The sequence below is a fragment of the Rhizobacter sp. P5_A1 genome, assembly GCF_056400745.1.
In genome coordinates this window covers 39740-60901 of sequence record NZ_JBFUKR010000009.1, presented here as the reverse complement: position 1 = coordinate 60901, position 21162 = coordinate 39740, and the positions used below count along the sequence as shown (strand labels likewise).

Genomic DNA, 21162 nt, shown 5'->3' with positions numbered 1-21162 from the left:
CCATGCTCGACACGATCACGAGCTTCGGCAACTCGATCCTCGGCCCGGTGTGGCCGGTTGTCTGGTCGATCGTCAAGATCGTCGCGCTGATCATTCCGCTGATGATCTGCGTCGCGTACCTGACGCTGTGGGAGCGCAAGGCGATCGGCTGGAGCCAGATCCGCCCCGGTCCGAACCGCGTCGGCCCGCTCGGCCTGTTGCAGCCGATCGCCGATGCGGTGAAGCTGATCTTCAAGGAGATCATCGTCCCGAGCGCGGCGAACAAGCGCCTGTTCTTTCTAGGCCCGGTGATGACGATCATGCCGGCGCTCGCCGCCTGGGTCGTGATCCCGTTCGGGCCCGACGCCGCGCTGTCGAACCTGAACGCGGGCCTGCTGCTGCTGATGGCGATCACCTCGGTCGAGGTTTACGGCGTGATCATCGCCGGCTGGGCCTCGAACTCGAAGTACGCGTTCCTCGGCGCGCTGCGCGCATCGGCGCAGATGGTCAGCTACGAGATCGCGATCGGCTTCTGCCTCGTCGTCGTGCTGATGGTGGCGGGCAGCCTGAACGTCACCGACATCGTGCTCGGCCAGGGCAAGGGCATGCTGGCCGAGCGCGGCCTGACCTTCCTGTCGTGGAACTGGCTGCCGTTGCTGCCGATCGCGATCGTCTACTTCATCTCGGGCCTGGCCGAGACGAACCGGCATCCGTTCGATGTCGTCGAGGGCGAGTCGGAGATCGTCGCCGGCCACATGGTCGAGTACTCGGGCATGGCGTTCGCGATGTTCTTCCTCGCCGAATACGCGAACATGATCCTGATCTCGGCGATCGCGGTGATCATGTTCCTCGGCGGCTGGTACGCGCCGGTGTCGTTCGGCCTGTTCGGCATCACGACGCCGGGCTGGATCAATGAGACCGCATGGTTCTGGAACTGGTTCTGGCTGTTCGCGAAGACCTTCTGCGTCGTCACCATGTTCCTGTGGGTGCGCGCGAGCTTCCCGCGCTTCCGGTACGACCAGATCATGCGTCTGGGCTGGAAGATCTTCATCCCGGTCACGCTGGTGTGGCTGGTGGTGGTGGGGCTGTGGATCCAGTCCCCCTGGAACATCTGGAAGTAAGGCGAGAGCGCAATGGCGACCGCAACACCTGTCAAAGACTTTTTTTCGAGCTTCCTGCTGGGCGAGCTGCTCAAGGGCATGGCCCTGACCGGGCGGCACTTCTGGTCGCGCAAGATCACCGTGCAGTTCCCGGAAGAGAAGACGCCGCTGTCGCCGCGCTTTCGCGGCCTGCACGCGCTGCGCCGCTACGAGAACGGCGAAGAGCGCTGCATCGCGTGCAAGCTGTGCGAGGCGATCTGCCCGGCGCTGGCGATCACGATCGAGTCCGAGGTGCGCGACGACGGCTCGCGCCGCACGACGCGCTACGACATCGACATGACCAAGTGCATCTTCTGCGGCTTCTGCGAAGAGAGCTGCCCGGTCGACTCGATCGTCGAGACGCACATCTTCGAATACCACGGCGAGAAGCGCGGCGACCTGTACTTCACGAAGGACATGCTGCTGGCTGTGGGCGACCGCTACGAGCCCGAAATCGCCAAAGCCAGGGAGGCGGACGCCAAGTACCGCTGAGCCTCACGGCTCGGTGCATGGCGGCGGGGCCCCCGGGCTCCGCACAAAGAACAACATGAACATCGAATCCTCGCTCTTCTACGTCTTCTCGGCCGTGCTGCTGTTCGCCGCGTTTCGCGTGATCACCGCGCGCAGCCCGGTGTACGCGGCGCTGTTTCTCGTGCTCGCGTTCTTCAGCGCTGCGTGTGTCTGGATCCTGCTGCGCGCCGAGTTCCTCGCGATTGCGCTGGTGCTGGTCTACGTCGGTGCGGTGATGGTGCTGTTCCTGTTCGTCGTGATGATGCTCGACGTCGGGTCCGAGGCGCTGCGCGAGGGCTTCTGGACGCATTTCCCGGCCGCCGCGCTGGTCGGCGTCGTGATCGCGCTCGAGATGGCCGCGGTGCTGCTGCCCGGCTTTCGCCTGACCGAAGCGCCGGTCGCCGACGCGGCCGCGCTGAAGCTCGGCAACACCAAGATGCTCGGCATCGACGTGTACACGCGCTACCTGTATCCGCTGCAGATTGCCGCGGTGCTGCTGCTCGTCGCGATCATCGCGGCGATCGCATTGACCTTGCGCCGCCGCAAGGACTCGCGCTACCAGAACCCTTCGGATCAGGTGCGCGTGCGCGCCGTCGACCGCGTGCGCATCGTCAAGATGCAGGCCGAGGTCGAGCCGCCGGCGCCGCCCCCCGCGCCACCGGTATCGGCCGCGCCGGTCGCGGCCGCGACCACGCCGGTGACACCGGCCGCAGGAGACAAGAAATGAGCCTTGGCACCATCACGCTCGGCCACTACCTGGCGCTCGGCGGCATCCTGTTCGCGCTGTCGGTGATCGGCATCTTCCTGAACCGCAAGAACCTGATCGTGCTGCTGATGGCGATCGAGCTGATGCTGCTCGCGGTGAACCTGAACTTCGTCGCGTTCTCGCACTACCTCGGCGACATGGCCGGCCAGGTGTTCGTGTTCTTCATCCTGACCGTCGCGGCGGCCGAGTCGGCGATCGGCCTGGCGATCCTGGTCGTGCTGTTCCGCAACCGCGCGACCATCAATGTCGACGAGCTCGACGCCTTGAAGGGCTAACCGGCCATGTCCGCAACCCTCTCCCAGAACATGCTGCTCGCGGTGCCGCTGGCGCCCCTCGTCGGCGCGATCGCGGCCGGCCTGTTCGGCAAGACGATCGGCCGCAAGGGCGCGCACTGGATCACCTGCATCGGTGTCGCGATCGCGTTCGCGATCTCGGTGCAGACGCTGCTCGCGGTTCTCGACGGCGCGCGCTTCAACGCGACGGTCTACGAGTGGATGGACGTCGGCGGCCTGAAGATGGAGATCGGCTTCCTCGTCGACGGCCTGACCGCGATGATGATGTGCGTCGTCAGCTTCGTCTCGCTGATGGTGCACATCTACACGATCGGCTACATGGCCGACGACCCGGGCTACCAGCGCTTCTTCAGCTACATCTCGCTGTTCACGTTCTCGATGCTGATGCTCGTGATGAGCAACAACTTCCTGCAGCTGTTCTTCGGCTGGGAGGCCGTCGGCCTGGTCTCGTACCTGCTGATCGGCTTCTGGTACACGCGACCGACCGCGATTTTCGCCAACATGAAGGCCTTCATCGTCAACCGGGTCGGCGACTTCGGCTTCATCCTGGGCATCGGGCTGATCGTCGCGTATGGCAACACGCTGAGCTACGGCGAGGCGTTCGCAAAAGGCCCCGAGCTCGCGAAGATCGTGTTCCCCGGCAGCGACTGGATGCTGATCACCGTGACCTGCATCTGCCTGTTCATCGGCGCGATGGGCAAGAGCGCGCAGTTCCCGCTGCACGTGTGGCTGCCCGATTCGATGGAAGGCCCGACGCCGATCTCGGCGCTGATCCACGCGGCGACCATGGTCACCGCCGGCATCTTCATGGTCGCGCGCATGTCGCCGCTGTTCGAGCTCTCCGACACCGCGCTGAGCGTCGTGATGGTGATCGGCGCGATCACGGCGCTGTTCATGGGTTTTCTCGGCGTGATCCAGAACGACATCAAGCGCGTCGTCGCGTATTCGACCCTGTCGCAGCTCGGCTACATGACGGTCGCGCTCGGCGCGTCGGCGTACTCGGTCGCGGTGTTCCACCTGATGACGCACGCGTTCTTCAAGGCGCTGCTGTTTCTTGCGGCGGGCTCGGTGATCATCGGCATGCACCACGACCAGGACATCCGCAACATGGGCGGCCTGCGCAAGTACATGAAGATCACCTGGCTCACGTCGCTGGTGGGTTCGCTCGCGTTGATCGGCACGCCGTTCTTCGCCGGCTTCTACTCGAAGGACAGCATCATCGAGGCGGTGCACGAGAGCCACCTGTGGGGTTCCGGCTTCGCGTACTTCGCGGTCGCGGCCGGCGTGTTCGTCACCGCGTTCTATTCGTTCCGGATGTACTTCCTGGTGTTCCACGGGCCGGAGCGCTTCCGCCACAAGCCGTTCCCGGGCGCCGACGAAGAGCATCACGAAGGCGATGGCGAACACGATGTCCACGAGCCCCACGAGTCGCCCTGGGTCGTGTGGGTGCCGCTGGTGGCGCTGGCGATCCCGTCGGTCGTGATCGGCTACCTGACGATCGGCCCGATGCTCTACGGCGAGTTCTTCAACGGCGCGATCGCGGTCAACGCCGAGGCGCACCCGGCGATGGAAGAGCTCGCGAAGGAGTTCCACGGCGCCTGGGGCATGGGCCTGCACGCGTTCACCTCGTTGCCGTTCGTGCTCGCGCTGGCTGGCGTCGTCGCCGCGTATGTTCTCTACATCGTCAAGCCCGCGATTCCTGCGGCGATCAAGGCGCGCGCCGGCTTCCTCTACACGCTGCTCGACAACAAGTACTACTTCGACTGGTTCAACGAGAACGTCATCGCACGCCTCGCGCGCGGGCTCGGCTCGGCGCTCTGGAAGGGCGGCGACCAGGGCCTGATCGACACCTTCCTGATCAACGGCACCGCCAGCGAGGTCCGCTCGATCGCGGCGATTGGCCGCAAGCTGCAAAGCGGGTACCTGTACTTCTACGCGTTGGTGATGATCGTGGGCGTGATCGGCTTGATGACCTGGCAGCTGTGGCCGTTCCTGACCGGCGCGTCGCCGAAGTAACACCAGAGCCCGCACGGAGAACAAGAACATGGGTTTGTTGAGTTTCGCGATCTGGCTGCCGATCCTGTTCGGCGTCGTGCTGCTCGCGTTCGGCCGCGAAGGCAATGCCGCGCTGGTGCGCTGGCTCGCGCTGGCAGCTTCGCTGGTCAGCTTCGCGGTCACGTTGCCGCTGATTTCCGGTTTCGACAACGGCACCGCCGCGATGCAGTTCGGCGAGAAGTTCGACTGGATCGAGCGCTTCAACGTGCACTACACGCTCGGCGTCGACGGCCTGTCGATGTGGTTCGTGCCGCTGACCGCGTTCATCACGGTGATCGTCGTGATCTCGGCCTGGGAGGTCGTCACCGACCGCGTGAACCAGTACATGGGCGCGTTCCTGATCCTGTCGGGCCTGATGGTCGGCGTCTTCGCGGCGCTCGACGGCCTGCTGTTCTACGTGTTCTTCGAGGCCACGCTGATCCCGATGTACCTGATCATCGGCGTCTGGGGCGGTCCGCAGCGCGTCTACGCAGCGTTCAAGTTCTTCCTGTACACGCTTGCCGGCTCGCTGCTGATGCTGGTCGCGCTGATCTTCCTGTACTACAAGTCGGGCGGCAGCTTCGACATCCTCGCCTGGCACAAGCTGCCGCTGAGCATGTCGGCGCAGAGCTATCTGTTCTTCGCGTTCTTCCTCGCGTTCGCGGTCAAGGTGCCGATGTGGCCGGTGCACACCTGGCTGCCCGACGCCCACGTCGAGGCGCCGACCGGCGGCTCGGTCGTGCTGGCCGCGATCATGCTGAAGCTCGGCGCCTACGGCTTCCTGCGCTTCTCGCTGCCGATCACGCCCGACGCGTCGCATCACTGGTCGAACTTCATGATCGCGCTGTCGCTGATCGCGGTCGTCTACATCGGCCTGGTCGCGCTGGTGCAGCAGGACATGAAGAAGCTCGTCGCGTATTCGTCGGTCGCGCACATGGGCTTCGTGACCTTCGGCTTCTTCATCTACAACGAGCTCGGCGTGTCCGGCGGCATCGTGCAGATGATCTCGCACGGCTTCGTCTCGGGTGCGATGTTCCTGTGCATCGGCGTGCTCTACGACCGCGTCCACTCGCGCGAGATCGCGGCCTATGGCGGGGTCGTCAACACGATGCCGAAGTTCGCGGCGTTCGCGGTGCTGTTCGCGATGGCCAACTGCGGGCTGCCCGGTACCGCCGGTTTCGTCGGCGAGTGGATGGTGATCCTGGGCGCCGTGAAGTTCAACTTCTGGCTCGGCCTGATCGCCGCGACCGCGCTGATCTCGGGCGCGGCCTATACGCTGTGGATGGTCAAGCGGGTCTACTTCGGCGCGCCGGCGAACGATCACGTGCGCGCGCTGACCGACATCAATGCCCGCGAGTTCGGCATGCTCGCGCTGCTCGCCGCCGCCGTGCTCTACATGGGCCTGTACCCGAAGCCGTTCACCGACGCGATGCATGTCTCGGTCGACAATCTGCTGAAGCAGGTTGCGGTGAGCAAGATCCCCACACCCTGAACGCGTCGTCAAAGAGCCATGAATCCGATGAACTGGCCTGCCATCTACCCCGAGCTCGTGCTGCTCGCGTGCGCTCTCGTCGTCGCGATGGTCGATCTGTGGGTCGCGGACCCGCGGCGGCTGCCGACCTACCTGATGACGCAGGTGTCGCTCGCGCTCGTCGCGCTGCTGCACCTGCAGGCCTTCAACGAGGGCAACACGGTCTACGCGATGCAGCGCATGGTCGTTTCCGACCCGATGGGCCATCTGCTCGGCGTGTTCGCGAGCATCGCGGTGATGGTCACGCTCGTCTATGCACGCCCCTACGCGGCCGAGCGCGAGATGCTGAAGGGCGAGCTGTTCACGCTGAGCCTGTTCTCGCTGCTCGGCATCGGCGTGATGCTGTCGGCGAACAACTTCCTCGTCGTCTACCTCGGCCTCGAACTGATGTCGCTGAGCCTGTATGCGCTGGTCGCGATGCGGCGCGACCACGCCGTCTCGACCGAGGCCGCGATGAAGTACTTCGTGCTGGGCGCGCTCGCCAGCGGCTTCCTGCTCTACGGCCTGTCGATGATGTACGGCGCGACCGGCTCGCTCGAGATCCCCGAGGTCTTCAAGGCGCTCGGCACCGGCCAGCCGAACCAGGGCGTGCTGATCCTGGCGGTCGTGTTCATCGTCGCCGGCCTGGGCTTCAAGCTCGGCGCGGTGCCCTTTCATATGTGGGTGCCTGACGTCTACCAGGGCGCTCCGACCGCGGTGACGCTGCTGATCGGCGCGGCGCCCAAGCTCGCGGCGTTCGCGATCACGATCCGCCTGCTCGTCGAGGGCCTGCTCGGGCGCGCGGCCGACTGGCAGCAGATGCTGGTCGTGCTCTCGATCGGCTCGATGCTGCTGGGCAATGTCGTCGCGATCGCGCAATCCAATCTGAAGCGGATGCTGGCCTACTCGAGCATCGCGCAGATGGGCTTCATGCTGCTCGGCCTGTGCTCGGGCGTGGTCTATGGCAACACGATCTCGGCCGGGAACTCGTACGCCTCGTCGATGTTCTACATCGTTACCTATGTGCTGACGACGCTGGGCACCTTCGGCATGATCATGCTGCTGTCGCGCCAGGGCTTCGAGTCCGAGGAGATCGACGACCTGAAGGGCCTTGCCAAGCGCAGCCCGTGGTTCGCGCTGGTGATGACGATCTTCATGCTGTCGCTCGCCGGCCTGCCGCCGACCGTCGGCTTCTACGCCAAGCTGTCGGTGCTGCAGTCGCTGGTCACGACCAACGTGACCGGCTATGTCTTCCTCGCGGTCGTCGCGGTGATCCTGTCGCTGGTCGGTGCGTACTACTACCTGCGCGTGATCAAGGTGATGTATTTCGACGAACCGGCCGACACGCGCCCGATCGAGAGCAGCGCCGACGTGCGTGCCGTGATGTCGCTGAACGGCCTCGCGGTGCTGCTGTTCGGCATCCTCCCCGGTGGCCTGATGACGCTGTGCGTGCAGGCGATCGTCAAGGCGCTGGCGACCTGAGGTCAGGTTGCCGATGGGCTCTTCGGCCGCCGTCTGGCTGGTCCTGCTGATCGCGGTGATCGCCGCGAACCTGCCGTTCGTCAACGAGCGGCTGTTCGTCGTCGGCCCGATCCGCGCGCCGAAAGCGCTGGGCTGGCGCCTGCTCGAACTCGTGGTGCTGTGGGGCATCACGCTGGCGATCGGCTTCGCGCTCGAAGCCCGCGCCGGGCAGATCCAGCCACAGGGCTGGGAGTTCTTCGCGGCACTGGGTTTCACGTTCCTGACGTTCGCCTTCCCGGGCTTCATCTGGCGCTACCTGAGGCGCAGACATTGAACGCGCCCGAGATCGCCACCGACCTGCACCTGCGCGAGGAGACCGTGCACTCCGAGCAGGTCTACCGCGGCCACTTTCTCGACGTGCGCCGCGACCGCATCCGCCTGCCCGACGGCGCCGACGCGCAGCGCGAGTACATCGTCCACCCGGGCGCCGTGATGATCGTGCCGCTGCTCGACGATGGCCGGCTCGTCGTCGAGCGCCAGTGGCGCCACCCGCTGGGCCGCGCGATGCTCGAATTCCCGGCCGGCAAGCTCGACCCCGGCGAGCCGCCGCTCGACTGCGCGATTCGCGAGCTGATCGAGGAAACCGGCTACCGCGCCGCGGAATGGGCGCGTGCCGGCATCCTGCACAACGCGATCGCGTACTCGAACGAGGGCATCGAGGTCTGGTTCGCCCGCGGCCTGCGCGCCGGCGCGCGTGCGCTCGATGCGGGCGAGTTCCTCGACGTGACCGAGATGAGTGCCGAGCGCCTCGACGAGCTCGCCCGGCGTGGCGAATTGACCGACGCGAAGACCCTGATCGGCCTGCTTTGGTTGCAGAATTGGCGCGCCGGGCGTTGGCCGCTCGACTGGCAACCCGCCCCGTGAGTTCTAGCCCTCGATAATCGCCGCCATGAAGGTCCTGAACCTGCGCTGCGCGCACGACCACCGCTTCGAAGGCTGGTTTGCGTCGGACGACGACTTCGCGCTGCAGGGCGAGCAGGGCCTGGTCGCTTGCCCGCTGTGCGACGACAAGGCGATCGCGCGCCTGCCGAGCGCACCGCGACTGAACGTCTCGACCCAGCGCGGCGATGCCGCGCCGCCACCGCCGGCCGCCGAGGTCGCGCAGGCCCGCGCGCAAGGGCGCTGGCTGCGCGCAATGCGCGATGTGCTGAGCCGCACCGAAGATGTCGGCGATCGTTTCCCCGAAGAGGCGCGCCGCATCCACTACGGCGAGACCCGGGAGCGCGGCATCCGCGGCCGCGCGACAGCCGAAGACGCCGACGCGCTGCGCGAGGAAGGCATCGAGGTCGTTGCGGTGCCGGTGCCCGAGCCGCTGAAGGGCCCGGTCCAGTAGCGTGGTCTCTCGCCGGCGGCCTTCAGGCGGCGCGCCTGTAGGCGACCGGATCGAGCAGCACGAAGCGCGAATCGTCCATCGCGCTGACCAGCGTGTCGCCGCCGCGATCGATGCTGAAGCCTTCTCCAGGGCCGACAAAGATGTCGCGCAGGTCGTTGTCGATCGTGACCCACAGGCAGCCGCTGAGCGCCTCGATGCGTTGCCCCAGGCCGTTGCGGATGCGATGGATCTCGCCCTTGCGAAGCTCAATGGCGGCGGGTTGCAGGTCGTTGGTGTTCATCGAAAATTCTCCTTGGCATGAAGCGCAGGCATGCTGTGCCTCGGGCGTCTCTCGGCCATTCCGTGATGGCACGATGAGAGTGTCCTGCGCGGCGATGCCGCGCCCAAACGGTATGTTTGAATGTCTCGCATGCGGATTTAGAATGCGATCGATGCGCCAGTACGACCTCCCGCCGCTGGACCAGCTCGAAGCCTTCGAAGCCTCGGCGCGCCACCTGAGTTTCACGAAGGCCGCCGACGAACTCGCGTTGACGCAGTCGGCGGTCAGCCGCCAGATCGCCGCGCTCGAAGAGCACTACGGCCTGCCGTTGTTTCGGCGCCTGCACCGTGCGCTGCGCCTGACCGACGAAGGTCAGGCGCTCGCGAAGCTGGTCGGCGACGTGCTCGCGCGGCTGCATCAGATCGGCGGCGAGCTGAAGCGCGACCGGCGCGCGAAGACCGTCGTCGTCACGACCACGCCGGGCTTCGCCGGCTTGTGGCTGATCCCGCGGCTGGCGGGCTTCACGGCCACGCGGCCCGATGTCGACGTGCGCATCTCGGCCGGCTACGGGATCGTCAACCTGAACCGTGACGGGGTCGATCTGGCGGTGCGCTACAAGGCCGAGGACGCGATCGACGCCGGCGCCGAGCTGCTGTTCGACGACGTCGTGCTGCCGGTGTGCAGCCCGAAGCTGCTGCGCGACAAGGCGCGACCGCTGAAGGTGCCCGAAGACCTTCGCCACCACGTGCTGATGTACCTCGATTCAGGCCCCGGTGCCGACATGCAGGACTGGCCGATCTGGCTCCGCGCGATGAAGCTCGAGGGCCTGAAGCCGGTCAGCGTGCTGCACTTCTCGCAGTTCGACCAGCTGATCAACGCCGCGGTGGCCGGGCAGGGCGTCGCGCTCGGGCGCATGCCGCTGCTGAAGCAGTTGCTGCGCGAACGCAAGCTGGTCGCACCGTTCACGAAAACGGTCGCGTCGCCGCGCAGCTACTACCTCGTGCGCTCGGCCGGCGCCGCGCGCAAGCCCGAGGTTCAGGAGTTCGCCGCGTGGCTGCGGGCCGAGGCGAAGACCGTCCGAGGCGCCGCGGAAGTCGCTACAGCAGTCGGCCCGGGTTCAGCAGATTCTGCGGGTCGAGCGCGCGCTTGATCGCGCGCATCAGCTGCAGCGCCACCGGCGACTTGCGCAGCGCCAGTTCGTCGCGCTTCAGTGCGCCGATGCCGTGCTCGGCCGAGATCGAGCCGGCGTGGGCGCCGACCGCGTCGTAGACCAGCGTGTTCACCGCATGTTCCTGGTCGCGCACGAAGGCGGCAGCGTCGAGCCCCTCCGGTGCCTGCACGTTGTAGTGCAGGTTGCCGTCACCGAGGTGGCCGAAGTTGACCAGGCGCACGCCGGCGAACGCCTGCTTCAGGGCCGCGTCGGTCGAGGCGACGAAGCGTGCGATCGACGACACCGGCAGCGCGATGTCGTGCTTGATGTTCGCGCCCTCGTCGGCCTGCGCCATCGGGATCGACTCGCGCAGATGCCACATCGCGTTCGACTGCTCGAGGTTGCTCGCGACGGCCGCGTCGCCGATCAGGCCGCGCTCGAGCGCGGTCTCGAGCAGCGCTTCGAACCGCGCCTGCGCGTGGGCTTCGCTCTCGCTGTCGGACTGCTCCAGCAGCACGGTCCACTCGCTCGCCGGCAGCGGCTGCGCGAGTTGCGGCATGTGCCGGCGCACCAGGCCGAGCGCGTAGCGGCCCATCACCTCGAACCCGGTCAGCCCCGCGCCGAGCCGCGCCTGCGCGAGCTGCAGCAGTTCGACCGCCGCGTCGAGCGTGTCCAGCGAAGCCAGCGCGGTCGTCAGCGCCGCCGGCTGCGGGTGCAGCTTCAGGGTGGCGCCGGTGATCACGCCGAGCGTGCCTTCGCTGCCGACGAACAGGTCGCGCAGGTCGTAGCCGGTGTTGTCTTTGCGCAGGCCGCTCAGGCCGTCCCAGATGTCGCCGCTCGCCGTCACGACCTCGAGGCCGAGGCACAGCTCGCGCGCATTGCCGTAGCGCAGCACCTGCGTGCCGCCGGCGTTGGTCGCGAGGTTGCCGCCGATCGTGCAGCTGCCTTCGGCGGCCAGGCTCAGCGCGAACAGCAGTCCCTGTGCGGCGGCGGCCTCCTGCACGGCTTGCAGGATGCAGCCGGCGTCGACCGTCATCGCCAGGTTCGCGGCATCGATCGCGCGAACGCGGTTCATGCGCGCGAGGTTCAACAGCACCTGCGCGCCGCTGGTGTCGGGGACCGACGCGCCGACCAGCCCGGTGTTGCCGCCCTGCGTGACGATCGCGACGCCCTGCGCCGAGCAGGCCTTGACGACGAGCGCGACCTCGGCGGCCGACGCCGGCCGCACGACCGCGAGCGCGCGCCCGCGGTAACGCTTGCGCCAATCGACCTCGTAGGCCGACAGGTCGCCGTCGGTCAGAACGTTCGCCGCGCCGACCGCGGCGCGCAGTGCGTCGATGATCGGGATCATTGGTGCACCCTTCGGCCTTCGGCCGGTCCCGCCGAGCGGGAATGAGCCCCTGCGGGCGGCCGGGCGAGGCTCATATCGCGGCCTCCTTCGCGTGGCGCAGCCGCCAGCGCACGTGCGCGGCACAGGCGGCGAACAGCAGCAGGCACAGCAGCACCTCGATCGCGCCGAGCAGCGCGCCCGGCCCGCGATCGCTGGTCGCGCGCACCACGCCTTCGGTGAAATACAGCCAGACCATCAGGCTCAGCCAACGGTAGGTGTACATGCGGTTGCGCAGCAGCCCGGTGAGCGGCAACAGCAAGGGCAGCACCTTCAGCGCGAGCGTGCGGCTGCCCGTCGGCGCGAGCCAGAGCTCCCAGGCCAGGCCGAGCGCGATCAGCGCAATCACGCTGCCGACCGCGACCGCGCGGGTCCAGGCGATCGGGGCGGGCAGGGGAGGCGCAGGGGCCGGCGGCGCGGTCGGTGGTGCAGTCATCGCTGGCTATGATGCCAGCAATGAATCTCCCGACCACGATCAAGTCGGCCGTGCGCGAGCAATTGCCGGATCTGGTCCAGACCCTGCAGACCTGGCCCTGGCTCGACACGCTGCGCACGCTGCGCGCGCGCTTCCGCGAAGACCGGCTCGGCCTGACGGCGAGCAGCCTGACCTTCACGACGCTGATCTCGCTGGTGCCGCTGCTGACCGTGATGCTCGCGGTGTTCTCGGCCTTTCCGATGTTCGCGAGCTTCCAGGATGCGCTGCAGAAGTACTTCCTGCAGACCCTCGTGCCGACCGACATCGCGAGCCAGGTGCTGAAGGCGCTGACGACCTTCGCGGCCAAGGCCAAGGGCGTCGGCAGTGTCGGCCTGGTGCTGCTGTTCCTCGCGGCGCTCGCGCTGATGCTGACGATGGACCGCACGCTCAACGCGATCTGGCGCGTGCGCACGCCGCGGCCGATCGCGCAGCGCGTGCTGGTGTACTGGGCCGCGGCCACGCTCGGCCCGCTCTTGCTCGGCGTGAGCCTGAGTCTGACCTCGTATGCGCTGTCGGCGTCGCAGGGGCTGGTCGGCGTGCTGCCCGGCGGCGTCACGCTGCTGCTCGGCACGCTCGAGTTCCTCCTGCTCGTCGCCGGGTTCGCCGGGTTGTTCCACTATGTGCCGAATACCCATGTGCGCTGGCGCCATGCAATCGCCGGCGGCGCATTCAGCGCGGTCGGCTTCGAGCTCGCGAAGCGGATGCTCGGCTGGTATCTGCAGACCGTGCCGACCTACACGGTGATCTACGGCGCGCTCGCGGCGGTGCCGATCTTCCTGATCTGGATCTACTTCGGCTGGGTCATCGTGCTGCTCGGTGCGGTGATCGCCGCGTACGCGCCGAGCCTGCAGATGCACGTGAAGCGCTGGCCCGACGGCCCCGGCGCGCGGCTGCAGCTCGCGCTCGCGGTGTTGCGCGAACTCGCGAAGGCGCACGCGATCGGCGATCGCGGCCTGAGCGGCGGGGAGCTGGCCGCGCAGCTGCGCACCGACCCGCTGCAGACCGAACCGATCCTCGAGACCCTGCTGCAGTTCGATTGGGTCGGCCGCCTCGACGAGCCGCACGACCCGCGCTTCGTGCTGCTGTGCGACCCGGCCCGCACACCCGCGCAGCCGCTGCTCGCGCTGCTGCTGCTCGAGCCGTCGCCGGCCTCGCGCAGCCTGTGGCAGCGCGCCGGGTTCGACACGATGACGCTGCAGGCCCTGCTGGACGATTGAGCTGCGGGGCGAGCGCCGCGCGGTAACCGGACGCAAGCGGCCGCGGCGTTTTCCCACCCGACGCGCGGGCGCCGGCCCACGTCGAACGCAGCGGTTCACCGACGCGCCGGCGTTTGCCGCGCCCCTAGAGTCGAGCGCATCTGAACACTCGGAGGCGCTGCGATGAAACTGCTTCACAAAATCCTGTTCGCCTGCGTTCCACTCGCCATGCTCGCCGCCTGCGGCGGTGGCGACACCGAAGACCGCCTCGATGTGGCCGATCCGGTGGTGCGCTTCGTGCATGCCGCGCCGAGCACGTCCGTCGTCACCTTGTATCGCGCCAGCGTCGCGCAGCCGGACGCCACCAACGTCAGTTTCGGCTTCGCTTCGAACTATTTCGATGTCGACATGGGCGTCTCGGACTGGCCCGTCAAGGCCGTCGCTTCCGGCGCCACCATCGGCAGCGTGAACATCGATCCGGAGCGCGGCACGAAGTACACGATCGTCACGCTCGACACTTCGGCGACCACACACGGTGTCTACCTGATCACCGATCCGTACAACAAGCCGTTGACCAGCGACAGCACGCGCCTGCGCCTGATGAACGCCGCCTACGTCGCCGGCAGCGTCGATGTCTACATGAACACGCCGACGACCGACATCGCCGGCGTCAACCCGTTGATCGCGGGCACCGCGATCAACAGCAGCGGGCCGGCACCGGGTCAGGATTCGGTCGACATTCCCGGTGGAACCTATCAGCTGACGATCGCAGCGGCCGGCACCAAGACCGTGCTGTTCAGGGCCCAGCTGAGCTTCGCGAACAACCAGGACCTGCTTCTGCTGGCGGTGCCGAACACCGCCGTCCCGGGCGCGATCAGGGTGCTGCTGAAGACCGAAGGCACGGCCGGAACGACCGAACTGACGGCGATCTGAAACCGGCCTGGCGAATGCCCCGCGGCCTGCGTATCGGCGCACGGGCTTTCAGTGACTACCGTGTCGCCTCGAACGGGATCGCCGCGCAGTGCATCGCGCGGTTCTTGCCGAAGCGCTTCGCGACGTACATCGCGTCGTCGGCGAGTTGCAGCAGGTTCAGCGGGTGGCGCGCGTCGGCGGGCGCCAGCGCATAGCCGATGCTCGCACTGACGACGCCGGCGAGCCGACCCGAACCGACCACCGACTGCACCGCGGCGAGCATGTGCAGCGCCAGCGCATGTGCGCCGTCGGCATCGCGCACCGGCGCCAGCACGAGGAACTCGTCGCCGCCGAAGCGGCCGACCGCGTCCTCGGCGCGCACCGCGATCTGCAGCGCGGCGCCGACCGCGATCAGCAGCGCATCGCCCTCGCGGTGGCCGAGCCGGTCGTTGACCGCCTTGAAGCCGTCGAGGTCGACGAAGTAGAGCGCGACCGGCTGGCGCGCCGCATCGACGAGCGCCGCCTCGATGCGGTCCATCATCGTGCGGCGGCTCAGCACGTCGGTCAACGCGTCGTGCTCGGCGCGGCGCTTCAGCTTCTCCTGCGTGATCGCGAGCTCGTGCACGTCGACCGTGACGGTGTACAGGCCGACGACCTGGCCGGCGGCGTCGAAATCGGGCACGTAGCTCGTGCGCAGCCAGCGCGAACCGTGCGGCAGCGTGGTCGCGAGCCGCGTGTACTGGACCGCGTGGCCCTCGAGCGCGCGCTGGAAGTAGGGCTCGTGCTCGGCCCAGCGCCGCGCGCCGCGGACCTTGCCGATGGGCTGGCCGATCAGCGCTTCGCGGTCCGTGCCGATCAGCTCGGTGTAGGCCTTGTTGACGAAGCGCAGCACGAAGTCGCGATCGACATAGGTCAGCGGGTACGGGATGTTGTCGGTGAAACGGTCGAGGCGGATCTGCGCCGCCAGCAGCGTCTCCCGCGCCACGACGTCGTCGTGGATGTCGGTCGCGATCGTGAACACCGCCTCGACCGATCCGGCCGCATCGGCGTCGGGAAACACCTGGATGCGCGCCCAGCGGCCCGGCGCCGGGCCATGCATCACCTGGCGTTGGTAGCTGACGGTGCGGCCTTCGAAGGCCTGCACGAATGCCGGCGCCGCGGCGGCCCAGGCCGTTTCGCCGAACAGCTCCTGCAGGCTGCGGCCCAGCAACTGCTCGCGCGGGCGTGCGGCCCAGGCGAGGTAGTGGTCGTTGCAGAAGACCAGGCGCGCATCGCGGTCCCAGCGGCCGATCGGCAGGTCGATCGCCGCGACCAGGCGCTCGATGTGGGTGATGCGAGGGTCGGCGGCGGCAACCATGCGGGAATGGTAGCGAGCCGGGCTGCGTGCCCGAGCGTTTCGTCGGCTCCTGCCGGGCTGGACGTTGCGCGGCGCCGACGCTGCGCGCTGGATCAGGCCAGCGCGCCGCGCAGCGCCGCGAGGACCGCGTCGGGCGCCTCGGCCATCAGCGCGTGTCCGGCCGGCACCGTGTGGACGCCCGCCTGCAGCGCCTGCGCGATCTCGCGGGCTTGTCTCGGGCTGGTCATCTGGTCGCGTTCGCCGAGGATCAGGCTCGCGGCGCATCGCACGCGGGCCGCGGCCTGCAGGCCGCCGGCGTAGCCGTTGCAGACGCTGAAATCGTGGTGGAACAGGTTCAAGCCGGTCTGCGCCGCCTGAACGCGCCGCATCAGCGCCCGATCGGCGCCGTGCAGCCAGGTCCCGGGACCGGGAAACGAAGGTTTGGCGGCCAGTCCGGCGTGCGAGAACGCGTTGACCATGTCGATCGCGCGCCAAGGCTGGTCGCGGGCCGTGCTCAGCAGCGCGTCGGACACCTTCATCGGGTACGCGGTGCCGAGCATCGCGAGCCGGGTCGCGCGCGCCGGCGCGCGTGCCGCCGCTTCGAGCACGATCAGCGAGCCCATGCTGTGGCCGACCAGCGCGGCCTGCTCGACGCCGGCCGCGTCGAGCACCAGCAGCAGCCAGTCGGCGAGCGCCTCGATGCTCGCCAGCGGCGCGCCGCCGCTGCGGCCGTGCCCGGGCAGATCGAGCGCGAGAACGCCGTGGCCGTGGTGCGCGAACCAGCGCGCGAGCAGCGTCCAGACGCTGTGATCGTTGAGCGCGCCGTGCACGAACACGACGCACGGCAGCGCGGCGTCGAAGGCCTTGCCGCCGCTGTAGGCGTAGACCGGCGCCGGGCCTTGCGGGCCTTCGACGAGGAGCTGCATCACGCCCCCGCCGACTTCGGCAAATTCGCGGCGATCTTCAGCGCGCGCTTCAGGTCGTCGATCAGGTCGTCGGCGTCTTCGAGCCCGATCGACAGCCGGATCGTGCCGGCCGTGATGCCGGCCTGCGCGAGCGCCGCGTCGTCCATGCGGAAATGAGTCGTCGACGCCGGGTGGATCACCAGCGAGCGGCAATCGCCGACGTTCGCGAGGTGCGAGAAGATCTTCAGCGCCTCGATGAACGCAACGCCCTGGCCGCGTGAGCCGCGCAGGTCGAAGCTGAAGACCGAGCCGCAGCCGCGCGGCAGCAGCCGCTTCGCGAGCGCGTGGCTCGGATGCGACTCGAGCTCGGGGTAGCCGACCCCCGCGACCATCGGCTGGGCGACGAGGAACTCGACGACCTTGCGCGCGTTCTCGACATGCCGCGCCATGCGCAGCGGCAAGGTCTCGATGCCCTGCAGGATCAGCCACGCGGTGTGCGGGCTCATGCAGGCGCCGAAGTCGCGCAGGCCCTCGCGGCGCGCGCGCAGCAGGAACGCGCCAACGCTGCTCTCTTCGCTGAACACCATGCCGTGAAAGCCCTCGTAGGGCTGCGCGAGCTCGGCGAAGCGGCCGTGCGCTGCATGCGCCGCGTCCCAGTCGAACTGGCCGCTGTCGACCAGCACGCCGCCGATCACGGTGCCGTGGCCGGACAGGAACTTCGTGGCCGAATGGAAGAGCAGATCGGCGCCGTGATCGAAGGGCTTCATCAGCCACGGCGTCGTGAAGGTCGAGTCGACCAGCAGCGGCAGCCCGTGCTCGTGCGCGAGGGCCGCGACGTTGGGGATGTCGAGCACGTCGAGCCCCGGGTTGCCGAGCGTCTCGCCGAACAGCAGCTTCGTGGTCGGGCGGATCGCGGCGCGCCAGCCGTCGATGTCGCCCGGCTTCACGAACGTGGTCTCGATGCCGAAGCGGCTCAGCGTGTAGTGCAGCAGGTTGTGCGAGCCGCCATACAGCGCGCTCGAGCTGACGATGTGCGAGCCGGCGCCAGCGAGCGTCGCGACGCCCAAATGCAGCGCGGCCTGGCCGCTCGCGGTGGCGATCGCGCCGGCACCGCCTTCGAGCGCCGCGACGCGTTCCTCGAGCACCGCGTTGGTCGGGTTCGAGATGCGGCTGTAGACGTGCCCCGAGCGCTCCATGTTGAACAGCGAGGCCGCGTGCTCGCTGCTGTCGAACACGAACGAGGTCGTCAAGTGGATCGGCACCGCGCGCGCGCCGGTCGCGGGGTCGGGGGCGGCGCCGGCATGCAGCGCGAGCGTGTCGAAGCCGGGGTCTGCGGAGCCGGGCATGGAACGAATCGCTTCCTGGGTTGTCTGGGTGTTGTCGCCCGGCATTGTGGGCTATATTGAACCTCACACCTCGCCTCGGGAGCGCCCCATGAAAGTCAGCGACATTCTCCGCGTCAAGGGCGGCACGCTGTTCACCGTGTCGCCGGACCAGCCGCTGCACGAGGCGGTCAACGCGATGTCCGAGCGCGACATCGGCTCGCTGGTCGTGATGGACCACGGCGACCTGACCGGCATGCTCACGTTCCGCGAGGTCATCCAGGCGATCGTCAAGAACGGCGGCGCGCTCGGCGGCACGCTGGTGCGCAGCGTGATGGACGATCACCCGCTGACCTGCACTCCCGAGACCGAGATCGACGAAGTGCGGCGCATGATGCTCGGCCGACACGCCCGCTACATGCCGGTGCTGAGCCAGCGCACGCTGATGGGCGTGATCTCGTTCTACGACGTCGCGAAGGCGGTCGTCGATGGGCAGGATTTCGAGAACCGCATGTTGAAGGCCTACATCCGCGACTGGCCGGTCGAGAACGAGCCGCGCGACGAGCAGACCTCGTGATGACAGCCCCAAGACGCCTGCGGCGTCGCCCCCCGAGGGGAGCACAGCCTCTTGGGGCGGCCCGGCGAGGGCTGTGTCCGCACCATAGAATCGGGTCCCGTGCCGCCGCCTTCGGGCGGCGGCCGCGTTCTGGTCTCCTGAAAGCCCGCGTCCCATGTCCGGCAGCACCCTCGGCGAACTCTTTCGCGTCACCAATTTCGGCGAGAGCCACGGTCCGGCGATCGGCTGCGTGATCGACGGCTGCCCGCCTGGCATGGCGCTCAGCGAGGCGGACATCCAGCCCGAGCTCGACCGGCGCCGCCCGGGCACCTCGCGCCACGTGACGCAGCGCAACGAGCCGGACGCGGTCGAGATCCTCAGCGGCGTCTACGAGGGCCAGACGACCGGCACGCCGATCTGCCTGCTGATCCGCAACACCGATCAGCGCAGCAAGGATTACGGCAACATCCTGAACACCTTCCGACCCGGCCACGCCGATTACGCATACCTGCACAAGTACGGGCTGCGCGATCCACGCGGCGGCGGGCGCGCATCGGCCCGGCTGACCGCGCCGATGGTCGGCGCCGGCGCGATCGCGCGCAAGTGGCTGCGCCTGAAGTACGGCACCACCTTCATCGGCCACATGACGCAGATCGGCGACCTCGAGATTCCGTTCGAGGGCCTCGAGCACATCCCGAACAACCCGTTCTTCGCCGCGAACGCCAGCGACATCCCGCGGCTCGAGGCTTACATGGACGAGCTGCGCAAGGCCGGCGACAGCTGCGGCGCGCGCATCTTCGTCTCGGCGCGCGGCGTTCCGGTCGGCCTGGGCGAGCCGCTGTTCGACAAGCTCGACGCCGACATCGCGAAAGCGATGATGGGCATCAACGCGGTCAAGGGTGTCGAGATCGGCGCCGGCTTCGCCAGCGTCGCACAGCGCGGCACGACGCACGGCGACGAGCTGACGCCCGAGGGCTTTCGCAGCAACAACGCCGGCGGCGTGCTCGGCGGCATCTCGACTGGGCAGGACATCACCGTCGGCATCGCGATCAAGCCGACGAGCTCGATCCGCAGCCCGCGCCAGTCGATCGACCTGGCGGGCGCGCCGGCGACCGTCGAGACCTTCGGCCGCCACGACCCCTGCGTCGGCATCCGCGCGACGCCGATCGCCGAGGCCATGCTGGCGCTGGTGCTGATGGACCACGCGCTGCGCCAGCGCGCGCAATGCGGCGACGTGAGCGTCGCGACCGCTCCGATCCCCGCGCAGGCGCCCGCGCGCGGCTGATGCCCGCGGCGCACGCCTTCGCGGCCGTGACGGCGCCGCGGCGCACGCTGTTCGCGTTCGGTACGGTCTCGTTCGCGTACTTCTCGTACGCCGGCCTGTTCGGCACTTACGCGCCACTGTGGTTCCAGAGCCTGGGCTTCGGCACGCTGGCGATCGGCGCGCTCGCGTCGCTGCAGAGTTCGACCCGCATCTTCAGCCCCTACGCCTGGGGCTGGCTCGCCGACCACAGCGGGCAGCGCACGCAGCTGCTGCGGCTCGCAACCGCGCTGGCGCTGGTCTGTGCGCTCGGCTTCTTCGTCTCGCCGCGCTATGGCTGGATCGCCAGCGTCACCGTCGCGCTGTTCGTCTGCACCGCGGGTGTGATCCCGATCAGCGAGGCGGCGTTGGCGCACTTCGTCAGCCACGGCTCGACGCTGGACGCCGGGCGCTACGGTCGCGTGCGCGTCTGGGGTTCGATCGGTTTCATCGCCACGGTGGTCGGCAGCGGCGCGCTGCTGCAGGCGATCGGCGTGCAGGCCTTTCCGTGGCTGACGGTCGCGCTGCTCGCCGCGTTGCTGGCAGCGGCGCTGCGGCTGCCGGCGGCGACCGAGGCGCCTCATGACAGCGACGACGCACCCGGCGCGCTCGCGGTGCTGCGCCAGCCGGTCGTCGCGTGGTTCTTCGGCGGCGTGTTCTTCACCGTGCTGGCGCACACCAGTCTGTACGCGTTCTTCTCGCTCTACCTCGTGTCGCTGGGCTACGGCAAGGCGGCGGTCGGGCTGATCTGGGCGGTCGGCGTCGCCGCCGAGGTCGCGTGGTTCTGGTTCCAGGGCGCGTGGCTGGCGCGGCGCTCGCCGCACGACTGGCTGACGCTCGCCGCGCTCGTCTCGGTGCTGCGCTTCGCGGCGACGGCCGCGTTCGGCTCGGTCCCCGCGCTGCTGGTTGCGGTGCAGTGCACCCACGCGCTGACCTTCGCGGCCCAGCACAGCGCGTGCATCGGCGTGATCAACCGACACTTTCCCGGTCGCCTGCGCGGCCGCGGCCAGGCGCTGTACACGCTGCTCGGCTACGGCGCCTCGGGCGTGATCGGCGGGGTCGCCGGCGGCGCGGTCAGCGAGGCCTTCGGCTTCGGCACGGTGTTCTGGGGCGCGAGCGGCGCCGCGGCGCTCGCCGCAGTCTGTGCGGCGCGCGCCGCCGTGCTCGACCGACGGGCTCACGCGAAGGCAGTCTGACCCCTGCAATCTGCAGTTCGTCGCATGTGGGGATGGTGCCGTCACGACGCATGCCTACACTCTCGCCCGGGATCAGGACAACA

22 protein-coding genes are annotated in these 21162 nt (G+C 68.4%); 16 read left to right on the top strand and 6 right to left on the bottom strand.

Going from position 1 to position 21162, the window contains the following annotated elements; all coding sequences use genetic code 11:
* Positions 1-2 precede the first annotated feature (2 nt).
* Genes nuoH through AC1DTW_RS12120 form a run of 10 tightly spaced genes read left to right on the top strand, consistent with a single transcriptional unit; the run spans position 3 to position 9085 of the window.
* A complete protein-coding gene (gene nuoH / locus AC1DTW_RS12165) occupies positions 3-1100 on the top strand; it encodes an NADH-quinone oxidoreductase subunit NuoH (protein WP_477981381.1) in 1098 nt (365 codons plus the stop codon).
* A gap of 12 nt (positions 1101-1112) precedes the next feature.
* Positions 1113-1610 (top strand): NADH-quinone oxidoreductase subunit NuoI, encoded by a 498-nt coding sequence (gene nuoI, locus AC1DTW_RS12160; protein ID WP_477981380.1) that lies wholly within the window; start codon positions 1113-1115, stop codon positions 1608-1610.
* A gap of 55 nt (positions 1611-1665) precedes the next feature.
* A complete protein-coding gene (locus AC1DTW_RS12155; protein ID WP_477981379.1) occupies positions 1666-2355 on the top strand; it encodes an NADH-quinone oxidoreductase subunit J in 690 nt (229 codons plus the stop codon).
* The gene (gene nuoK, locus AC1DTW_RS12150) at positions 2352-2669 is read left to right on the top strand and encodes an NADH-quinone oxidoreductase subunit NuoK (RefSeq protein ID WP_477981378.1); all 318 of its coding nucleotides are present in this window, start codon (positions 2352-2354) and stop codon (positions 2667-2669) included. The genes AC1DTW_RS12155 and nuoK overlap by 4 nt, the downstream gene beginning before the upstream one ends.
* A 6-nt stretch (positions 2670-2675) precedes the next feature.
* Entirely contained in the window at positions 2676-4703 is a 2028-nt protein-coding gene (nuoL, locus tag AC1DTW_RS12145; RefSeq protein WP_477981377.1) for an NADH-quinone oxidoreductase subunit L, read from the top strand.
* A 28-nt stretch (positions 4704-4731) separates the two neighbouring features.
* Positions 4732-6213, top strand: a complete 1482-nt coding sequence (locus tag AC1DTW_RS12140) for an NADH-quinone oxidoreductase subunit M (RefSeq protein ID WP_477981375.1) — start codon at positions 4732-4734, stop codon at positions 6211-6213.
* Between the two features lie 18 nt (positions 6214-6231).
* A complete protein-coding gene (gene nuoN, locus AC1DTW_RS12135; protein WP_477981374.1) occupies positions 6232-7713 on the top strand; it encodes an NADH-quinone oxidoreductase subunit NuoN in 1482 nt (493 codons plus the stop codon).
* A gap of 13 nt (positions 7714-7726) precedes the next feature.
* Complete coding sequence (locus AC1DTW_RS12130) at positions 7727-8026, top strand: DUF2818 family protein (protein ID WP_477981373.1); 300 nt, start codon at positions 7727-7729, stop codon at positions 8024-8026.
* Positions 8023-8616, top strand: coding sequence for an NUDIX domain-containing protein (locus AC1DTW_RS12125; protein WP_477981372.1), 594 nt, complete (start codon positions 8023-8025; stop codon positions 8614-8616). The genes AC1DTW_RS12130 and AC1DTW_RS12125 overlap by 4 nt, the downstream gene beginning before the upstream one ends.
* Before the next feature lie 25 nt (positions 8617-8641).
* Complete coding sequence (locus AC1DTW_RS12120; RefSeq protein WP_477981371.1) at positions 8642-9085, top strand: DUF1178 family protein; 444 nt, start codon at positions 8642-8644, stop codon at positions 9083-9085.
* 22 nt (positions 9086-9107) lie between these two features.
* Here AC1DTW_RS12120 and AC1DTW_RS12115 read toward each other — a convergent pair whose 3' ends face one another.
* Complete coding sequence (locus AC1DTW_RS12115) at positions 9108-9365, bottom strand: DUF2917 domain-containing protein (RefSeq protein WP_477981370.1); 258 nt, start codon at positions 9363-9365, stop codon at positions 9108-9110.
* 151 nt (positions 9366-9516) lie between these two features.
* On the opposite strand from AC1DTW_RS12115, the gene gcvA reads away from it, so the two are divergent.
* On the top strand, positions 9517-10494 hold the full coding sequence (gene gcvA / locus AC1DTW_RS12110) for a transcriptional regulator GcvA (protein ID WP_477981369.1): 978 nt from the start codon (positions 9517-9519) through the stop codon (positions 10492-10494).
* Here gcvA and AC1DTW_RS12105 read toward each other — a convergent pair.
* Both AC1DTW_RS12105 and AC1DTW_RS12100 read right to left on the bottom strand, forming a co-directional pair.
* Entirely contained in the window at positions 10442-11845 is a 1404-nt protein-coding gene (locus AC1DTW_RS12105; RefSeq protein ID WP_477981368.1) for an FAD-binding oxidoreductase, read from the bottom strand. The genes gcvA and AC1DTW_RS12105 overlap by 53 nt on opposite strands.
* Positions 11846-11915: 70 nt before the next feature.
* Positions 11916-12317 carry a DUF2069 domain-containing protein gene (locus AC1DTW_RS12100; RefSeq protein WP_477981367.1) on the bottom strand — a complete coding sequence of 134 codons (402 nt, stop codon included), beginning with the start codon at positions 12315-12317 and terminating at the stop codon, positions 11916-11918.
* A gap of 20 nt (positions 12318-12337) precedes the next feature.
* Here AC1DTW_RS12100 and AC1DTW_RS12095 point away from each other — a divergent pair, with 20 nt between their 5' ends.
* Both AC1DTW_RS12095 and AC1DTW_RS12090 read left to right on the top strand, forming a co-directional pair.
* Positions 12338-13573 carry a YihY family inner membrane protein gene (locus tag AC1DTW_RS12095; protein ID WP_477981366.1) on the top strand — a complete coding sequence of 412 codons (1236 nt, stop codon included), beginning with the start codon at positions 12338-12340 and terminating at the stop codon, positions 13571-13573.
* A gap of 162 nt (positions 13574-13735) precedes the next feature.
* Complete coding sequence (locus tag AC1DTW_RS12090; RefSeq protein WP_477981365.1) at positions 13736-14485, top strand: DUF4397 domain-containing protein; 750 nt, start codon at positions 13736-13738, stop codon at positions 14483-14485.
* Positions 14486-14540: 55 nt separating this feature from the next.
* Here AC1DTW_RS12090 and AC1DTW_RS12085 read toward each other — a convergent pair whose 3' ends face one another.
* The 3 genes from AC1DTW_RS12085 to AC1DTW_RS12075 form a co-directional block, all read right to left on the bottom strand.
* A complete protein-coding gene (locus AC1DTW_RS12085) occupies positions 14541-15821 on the bottom strand; it encodes a diguanylate cyclase domain-containing protein (RefSeq protein WP_477981364.1) in 1281 nt (426 codons plus the stop codon).
* 92 nt (positions 15822-15913) lie between these two features.
* A complete protein-coding gene (locus tag AC1DTW_RS12080; RefSeq protein WP_477981363.1) occupies positions 15914-16726 on the bottom strand; it encodes an alpha/beta fold hydrolase in 813 nt (270 codons plus the stop codon).
* Positions 16726-18051, bottom strand: a complete 1326-nt coding sequence (locus AC1DTW_RS12075) for an O-acetylhomoserine aminocarboxypropyltransferase (RefSeq protein WP_477981362.1) — start codon at positions 18049-18051, stop codon at positions 16726-16728. The genes AC1DTW_RS12080 and AC1DTW_RS12075 overlap by 1 nt, the downstream gene beginning before the upstream one ends.
* Positions 18052-18139: 88 nt before the next feature.
* Here AC1DTW_RS12075 and AC1DTW_RS12070 point away from each other — a divergent pair, with 88 nt between their 5' ends.
* From AC1DTW_RS12070 to AC1DTW_RS12060, 3 genes are all read left to right on the top strand, one after another.
* Positions 18140-18604, top strand: a complete 465-nt coding sequence (locus tag AC1DTW_RS12070) for a CBS domain-containing protein (protein WP_477981361.1) — start codon at positions 18140-18142, stop codon at positions 18602-18604.
* Between the two features lie 154 nt (positions 18605-18758).
* Complete coding sequence (gene aroC, locus AC1DTW_RS12065) at positions 18759-19868, top strand: chorismate synthase (RefSeq protein ID WP_477981360.1); 1110 nt, start codon at positions 18759-18761, stop codon at positions 19866-19868.
* Positions 19868-21079 carry an MFS transporter gene (locus AC1DTW_RS12060; RefSeq protein WP_477981358.1) on the top strand — a complete coding sequence of 404 codons (1212 nt, stop codon included), beginning with the start codon at positions 19868-19870 and terminating at the stop codon, positions 21077-21079. Before aroC ends, AC1DTW_RS12060 begins: the two co-directional genes overlap by 1 nt.
* Positions 21080-21162: the final 83 nt, after the last annotated feature.

Bases quoted from the DNA above. Each gene is read 5' to 3' on its own strand.
- nuoH (WP_477981381.1), top strand. From the start codon at position 3: ATGCTCGACACGATCACGAGCTTCGGCAACTCGATCCTCGGCCCGGTG.
- nuoI (WP_477981380.1), top strand. From the start codon at position 1,113: ATGGCGACCGCAACACCTGTCAAAGACTTTTTTTCGAGCTTCCTGCTG.
- AC1DTW_RS12155 (WP_477981379.1), top strand. From the start codon at position 1,666: ATGAACATCGAATCCTCGCTCTTCTACGTCTTCTCGGCCGTGCTGCTG.
- nuoK (WP_477981378.1), top strand. From the start codon at position 2,352: ATGAGCCTTGGCACCATCACGCTCGGCCACTACCTGGCGCTCGGCGGC.
- nuoL (WP_477981377.1), top strand. From the start codon at position 2,676: ATGTCCGCAACCCTCTCCCAGAACATGCTGCTCGCGGTGCCGCTGGCG.
- AC1DTW_RS12140 (WP_477981375.1), top strand. From the start codon at position 4,732: ATGGGTTTGTTGAGTTTCGCGATCTGGCTGCCGATCCTGTTCGGCGTC.
- nuoN (WP_477981374.1), top strand. From the start codon at position 6,232: ATGAATCCGATGAACTGGCCTGCCATCTACCCCGAGCTCGTGCTGCTC.
- AC1DTW_RS12130 (WP_477981373.1), top strand. From the start codon at position 7,727: ATGGGCTCTTCGGCCGCCGTCTGGCTGGTCCTGCTGATCGCGGTGATC.
- AC1DTW_RS12120 (WP_477981371.1), top strand. From the start codon at position 8,642: ATGAAGGTCCTGAACCTGCGCTGCGCGCACGACCACCGCTTCGAAGGC.
- AC1DTW_RS12115 (WP_477981370.1), bottom strand. From the start codon at position 9,365: ATGAACACCAACGACCTGCAACCCGCCGCCATTGAGCTTCGCAAGGGC.
- gcvA (WP_477981369.1), top strand. From the start codon at position 9,517: ATGCGCCAGTACGACCTCCCGCCGCTGGACCAGCTCGAAGCCTTCGAA.
- AC1DTW_RS12105 (WP_477981368.1), bottom strand. From the start codon at position 11,845: ATGATCCCGATCATCGACGCACTGCGCGCCGCGGTCGGCGCGGCGAAC.
- AC1DTW_RS12100 (WP_477981367.1), bottom strand. From the start codon at position 12,317: ATGACTGCACCACCGACCGCGCCGCCGGCCCCTGCGCCTCCCCTGCCC.
- AC1DTW_RS12095 (WP_477981366.1), top strand. From the start codon at position 12,338: ATGAATCTCCCGACCACGATCAAGTCGGCCGTGCGCGAGCAATTGCCG.
- AC1DTW_RS12090 (WP_477981365.1), top strand. From the start codon at position 13,736: ATGAAACTGCTTCACAAAATCCTGTTCGCCTGCGTTCCACTCGCCATG.
- AC1DTW_RS12085 (WP_477981364.1), bottom strand. From the start codon at position 15,821: ATGGTTGCCGCCGCCGACCCTCGCATCACCCACATCGAGCGCCTGGTC.
- AC1DTW_RS12080 (WP_477981363.1), bottom strand. From the start codon at position 16,726: ATGCAGCTCCTCGTCGAAGGCCCGCAAGGCCCGGCGCCGGTCTACGCC.
- AC1DTW_RS12075 (WP_477981362.1), bottom strand. From the start codon at position 18,051: ATGCCCGGCTCCGCAGACCCCGGCTTCGACACGCTCGCGCTGCATGCC.
- AC1DTW_RS12070 (WP_477981361.1), top strand. From the start codon at position 18,140: ATGAAAGTCAGCGACATTCTCCGCGTCAAGGGCGGCACGCTGTTCACC.
- aroC (WP_477981360.1), top strand. From the start codon at position 18,759: ATGTCCGGCAGCACCCTCGGCGAACTCTTTCGCGTCACCAATTTCGGC.
- AC1DTW_RS12060 (WP_477981358.1), top strand. From the start codon at position 19,868: ATGCCCGCGGCGCACGCCTTCGCGGCCGTGACGGCGCCGCGGCGCACG.